The sequence below is a fragment of the Streptomyces sp. HSW2009 genome (assembly GCF_040240285.1).
Lineage (GTDB): Bacteria > Actinomycetota > Actinomycetes > Streptomycetales > Streptomycetaceae > Streptomyces.
In genome coordinates, this window is sequence record NZ_JBEHZD010000518.1 from 1 (window position 1) to 5,513 (window position 5,513).

Genomic DNA, 5,513 nt, shown 5'->3' on the forward strand with positions numbered 1-5,513 from the left:
CGCCGCCCCCCCCCCCCCCCCCCCCCCCCCCCCCCCCCCCCCCCCCCCCCCCCGGCCCGCCCGCGCCCCCCGCCCCCCCGGGGGGGCACGGGGCACTTCCCGCCCCACGCCGCCAGGGCGCTTCGCTAGCGTGAGGCCATGCCAGGACCCCTACCGCCCCCGATCCCGGGCCCCCAACAGGGCCCCGCGGCGCCGCCCCCGTTGGCACCGGCAGCCCCGATGGCGCCGCCACCCCCGCACGCCCCCGGTTCCCCGCCCGCCGTGCCCCCTTCGTATCCGCAGGGAAGCGGACAGCCGTACGCGCAAGGCAGCGGCCAGCCCCACGCGCAGGGCAGCGGCCAGCCGTACGGCTACGGCCGGCCCGGCGCCGCACCGCAGGGCCACGGCGGCAACCCCACCGGCGCCCCGGGCCCGCTGCCCACGCCGCCGCAGGTCCCGCCGTACGGCGCCGCGCTGCCCCCGTTCCTGCAAGCCCCCTGGTCCCCGTACGCACCGCCGCGGATGCCGAACGTCGTCCGCGCCGCCCAGGTGCTGCTGTTCGTGGGGGCCGGGTACTACGCGCTGCTCGCCTTCACCGCGGGGATGACCATCAGCGCGCGGGCCGCCGGGCAACTGACGGCGACGGGGGTCTCCATGTTCGGGGCGGCGATCTGCGCCCTCAGGTTCGACAGCGGCCGGCAGCCGACGCGGACCACCGCGATCGTCTTCGCCTCGATCGCCATCGCCGCCGGCCTCGGCGCCGCCCGGGAGCACCCGACCGGACCTGCGACGATCCTCGCCATCGCGGTGGTGGTCCTGCTGGCCCAGCACACCACGCGCGACTGGTTCCTGCGCCACCACTGACCCGCCCGCACGCCCCGCAACGCACCCGCGCCGCCGCCCCGCGGCCTCCCCGCGTCCTCTGCCGGCGCCCTACACGCCACCGCCCCGTGCGCCACCGCCCCGTACGCCGACGGGCCGCCACCGACCGGTGCTGTCCGGTCGGCGACGGCCCGCAGCCGTGCGCGTGCGCGTATGCGCGAGGGCGCTCAGTCGTTGGGCACCGTCTCGTAGCGCGGCGTGCCCTCTTCCATCTGCCGCAGGGCGTCCTTGCGGTCCCGCTTGGAGAGCCGGTCGATGTAGAGGTAGCCGTAGAGGTGGTCGGTCTCGTGCTGGAGGCAGCGCGCGAAGTAGCCCGTACCGCGGACCTTGATCGGGTTGCCCCCGGCGTCCTGGCCGGTCACCTCGGCGTAGTCCGGGCGGGCCAGCGACGCGTACGCGGTGGGCACCGAGAGGCAGCCCTCGTTGGAGTCGTCCAGGTTGCGGCGCTCGGCGGGCAGTTCCACCAGGACCGGGTTGCAGACCACGCCGACGTGCCGGGTGCCCGAGTCGTCCATGCAGTCGTAGACGAAGACCTTGCGGTCGACGCCGATCTGGTTGGCGGCCAGGCCCACGCCCTCGGCCGCACGCTGGCTGGCGAACATGTCGTCGATCAGCGCGGCCAGCTCGTCGTCGAACGCGGTGACGTCCTGACATTCCTTGTGCAGCACCGGGTTGCCCACGACGGTGATCGGACGGGCCGTGCCCCGCTCGCGGTGCGCCTGCTCCCGCTCCTCACAGTCCTCGGTGTCGACGACGTACCCGTCCTCCACCTCGGACCCTTCGTTCACCTGCTGGTCGGTCTCTTGCTGCGCCATCGTCCGCCGTAAGCCTTCCTGGAATCCCTGATGCGTCGCCCTACAGGGTACGGGCAACGCCGCGGCACGGCCCGCCCATGACGAGCACCGGCCGGGCGGTCGTCGGGGTACGGAGGGCGGGCGGCGGCAGGGCGCGAAGGGTGCGCGGCCACGGGACAAGATGGCCGTGCGGCAGCGCTGAGCACGGGGGCCGCGCTCAGCAGACCTCTTCCAGGTCCCGCCACTCGCGGGTCTCCGGGCTGTCGGCGACCCAGCCGTCGAGCAGGCCGCGCACCAGGCCGACCGGGGCCGCGATGCCGCACTCGCGCTCCGGCACCCACAGCGAACCCGAGCCCGCGGTGCGGTGGCCGAGCGGCCCCGGATGGCCGGGCTCGCTGTGGTCGTGCGGGTCCAGGTGCTCGCCGTCGCCCTCGTCGCTCGGCATCCGGCTCTCGGAACAGGAACGGCACAGCAGCCGCACCGACGACGACCAGTCCTCGGCCGCGAAGCCGGCGTCGGCGGCCAGCCGCTCCAGCGCGTCCCGGTCGGTCTCGCGGGCCGCCTCGATCAACACCACCCAGGTCGGCACCGGCGACGGCGCCCACAGCTCGATCTCGTCGAAGACCGGGTAGGAGGGGCCGGCGGCGGTGGTGCGCTCGCCGTGCGGGACCCCGTCGTGCAGCACGACCTCGCCCCAGCGCCGCCCCGACGACGGCAGCGGAATGCTCAGCACCTCGATCCGGGCGGGGTCCAGGCGGCGCCCCCAGACCACCTCGGCCTCGCCCTCGGGGGAGAGCCGCACCGCGGCGCTGCCCAGGTCCATGTCGACCGGCGCGTTGCCGGAACCCGCGGTCATCGCCTGGTCACCGCGCGACTTGAGGCCGTACGCCTGCCACGCCCGACGGGCCAGCGGCCAGTCCTGGAGGGCGGTGGCCGCGATGCCCACGTTCCACCAGTCGGGGGCGCCGGAGTCGCGGTCCAGCAGGGCGACGGCGCGCAGGCCGGCCGTTCTGGCCTGCTCCCAGTCGTGCCGGAACTTGTGCAGCAGGGCCAGGTTGAACCAGGACTCCGAGAGCCAGGGCTCCAGGTCGACGGCGCGCGTCAGCAGCGCGCCCGCGTCCTCGTACCGACCGTCGCCGATGAGCGTGAAGGCACGGTCGGTGGCCTGCCGCCAGGAGGCGGACGGCCGGCGCCGCACCTTGCCGAAGATCCTCACGATTCCCGCCTACCGATTGCTGCGTCATTCCGCGCCGATGCCCTTACGAGCGGCGTCGTCCTCCCTGACGACAACCTGCCACATCTTCACGAACATCTCAGCCCGGCCCCTGCGATCCGGTCGGAGCAGGGTATGCACTACCCCACTCCTTGCCACGGGCCGGCGCCGCGACACCCCCTGCTCCGCATCCAACCATGCCCATTCCGGGGCCCGCTCATTACCCACGGGTTGTAGCAAGGGCCTGCCACTCCGCGCGCCCCGGCCCACCAGGAGCGACGGAGTGCGCCGCACCCCTGCGCCGCACTTCATCCATGCGAAAAATAGCTTCCGCCATGCGGGATCAGCGGCTCAGGGGGCGGGCGTCCTGCGCAGCACCCGGGCCAGCGCCGCCACCACGGCCGGGTCGTACTCCCGCTCCGTCCCCAACCACAGCCGCTCCATCGCCCGCGGCACCCCGCCGAGCACCTCGCCGTCCAACCCGGGCACGGCAGGCGTCCGCCACCGATAACCGGCGCCGCTCCCCCCGGCTCCGTCTGCCCCATCCGCCCCGTCTGCACCCTGCGGACCGTGCGCGCCGTCCGGGCGGGCCCCGTCGTCCGCGAAGGGGTCGGCAAGATCACCCGTGAGGTCCGCATAGGCGTTGACCACCCGGAGGATGCGGGCGGTGGGCGGCTGCTCACGGTACGGAGCAGCCTGCTGCTCGACCGTGCGGGCGACTTCCTCGGGCGCTCCGGTCTGCCGTACGACGGTGGCGCCGAGCCGGGCTATGCGCTCGGCCTCCACGGCCGGCAGCGGCTCGGTTGCGCCGGCCGGGTACGGGTCGACGAGTGCGAGTTGTCCGACGTCGTGCAGGAGGGCCGCGCAATCGAGCACCGCCCGGGCGTGCGTGGAAAGTCCCAGCTCACGGCCGGTCTCGCCGGCGAGCAGCGCGACCCGTTGGGCATGGCCCGGCGGGGTGTGGCCGGCGATCTCGGTGGCCCGGGCCAGCGCGGCGACGGTCTGCCGGCCGGCGGCCCGTACCAGTGCGCCCCGCCGCGCCGACCACTGCACCAGCAGCAGCGGCACCCCGAGCAGCGGCACCGCCCACGGCCCCGCGCCCGCCCCGGCGAGCGCGCGCGCCCCCGCGGCGCCGGCGATCACCAGACCCAGGCCGAGTTGGGCCCGCAGCCGTTCGTCGAGCGGCGTCGCGGGGCCGCCGTCCGCCGGGGCCGCGGCACAGAGCGCGGCGAGCCCCGTCTCGCACAGCACGGTCAGCGCGAGTACGAGCAGGACGTACCCGAGTACGGGCGCGCCGTCGGCCCGCTCGGCGTCGAACGCGGCGCACCGGCCGAGGGGTTGGCAACAGAGCGCGGCGAAGCCGACCACGAGCACCCGGCGCGCCCACAGGTCACGGTCCGCGAACTGACCGAAGGCGAGCAGCGGCACCCGCCCGAGGAGCCCGGCGAGCGCCACCACGGCGACGGCCTGCGCGGAACCCAACAGCCCACCGGGTCCTGCCAGTTGACACACCACCGCATGACCGAGCGCGGCTGCGGCACCGAGCGGCGCCGGGTCCCGATCCCGCACCAACGCGTCCGCGGGGCAGCGGGCCGCCTCACCGGCCGCGATCAACACCCCGAAGGCGAGCGCCATCCCGAGCCCCTGCGCCCCGTGCCAGGCGGTCCAACCGACCGCGGCCAGCGCGAACGCAGCGGCAACACCGGGCACGAAGAGCGCGCGCAGCGCGGCGGCAGGGCGGGGGGTGGCTCCGGCCGGGTGTGGCGTGGGGCGAGCGGTGCGGGCGGCTCGGGTGGGACGCGCCGTGCGGGCGGCTCGGGTGGCTCGACGGGGTGGCTTCGGCCCGTCGAGTGTGGCGGGTCGCTCCGCGCGGGAGGCTTGGCGAGGTGGCTTTGCCCCATCCGGTGTGGCGGGTTGCTTCGCGCGGGGCGCTTGCCGAGGTGGCTTCGACCCATCCGGTGTGGCGGGTCGCTCCGCGCGGGACGCTTGGCCGGGTGGCTTCGGCCCGTCCTGGCGGGGGCGCTGCCGGGGAGTGGCGTCAGCCGATGCGGCGGGCCGGTCCGTGCGGGCGGCGCGGCCCGCGGACTCCGCCCCGTCCGGTGCCACGGACCGCCGCCCCCCGCCAGCCCGCCCCGCAGACCCCGGCCCGCCCGGCCCCGTACCCCCGTCGTTGGTCATCGGCTCGCGCGGTCGGTCCCGGCGGCCGGTCCGCGGCGGCCCGGCCGGTCCGCGGGTGCGCCCCCCGGGCCGCCCCGTGCCGTCCGCCCGCCGGTCACCGCATTCTGCTGTCCCGCCCCGCCGGCCCCGACCGGCTCGTCCGTACCGGAGCCGCCCGACGCCTGGGACCGCCCCGCCCGGCCGGAGCCGCCGGCCGGCTCGCGCGGGCCCTCCCGGCCCGACCTGCCAGCCGCCTCGCGCGGGGTCAACACGCCCGCGCCGGCGGCCACTTCGCGCCCCGCCACCAGGCTCTGCCCACGCCCCGTACGCTCGCCGCGCACCACCGGCACACGCTGCTCAGCGCGCGCGGGACGGGTGGGCCGTTCCGCGCCGCGCCCGTCAGGACGCACACCGCCGCGCGCGGGGTCGCGCCGCCCCGTCCGCTCGTCCTCGCGCGCGGGCGCGCGCCCGTCCCGGCCGCCCGGTGC

At 76.7% G+C, this 5,513-nt stretch carries 4 protein-coding genes and 1 pseudogene; 1 reads left to right on the forward strand and 4 read right to left on the reverse strand.

Going from position 1 to position 5,513, the window contains the following annotated elements; all coding sequences use genetic code 11:
- Positions 1–261: 261 nt before the first annotated feature.
- Positions 262–843, forward strand: a complete 582-nt coding sequence (locus tag AAHZ94_RS27675; RefSeq protein ID WP_349996207.1) for a hypothetical protein — start codon at positions 262–264, stop codon at positions 841–843.
- Positions 844–1,028: 185 nt separating this feature from the next.
- Here the strand turns inward: AAHZ94_RS27675 and def are convergent, their stop codons facing one another.
- The 4 genes and pseudogenes from def to AAHZ94_RS27695 form a co-directional block, all read right to left on the reverse strand.
- Positions 1,029–1,676, reverse strand: coding sequence for a peptide deformylase (gene def, locus AAHZ94_RS27680; RefSeq protein WP_349996209.1), 648 nt, complete (start codon positions 1,674–1,676; stop codon positions 1,029–1,031).
- Between the two features lie 196 nt (positions 1,677–1,872).
- On the reverse strand, positions 1,873–2,871 hold the full coding sequence (locus AAHZ94_RS27685) for a tetratricopeptide repeat protein (protein WP_349996211.1): 999 nt from the start codon (positions 2,869–2,871) through the stop codon (positions 1,873–1,875).
- Positions 2,872–3,219: 348 nt separating this feature from the next.
- Positions 3,220–4,578: an HD-GYP domain-containing protein gene (locus AAHZ94_RS27690; RefSeq protein WP_349996212.1), complete on the reverse strand. Its 1,359-nt coding sequence runs from the start codon at positions 4,576–4,578 to the stop codon at positions 3,220–3,222.
- A 464-nt stretch (positions 4,579–5,042) separates the two neighbouring features.
- A pseudogene (locus AAHZ94_RS27695) lies at positions 5,043–5,513 on the reverse strand (hypothetical protein); the annotation flags it as partial.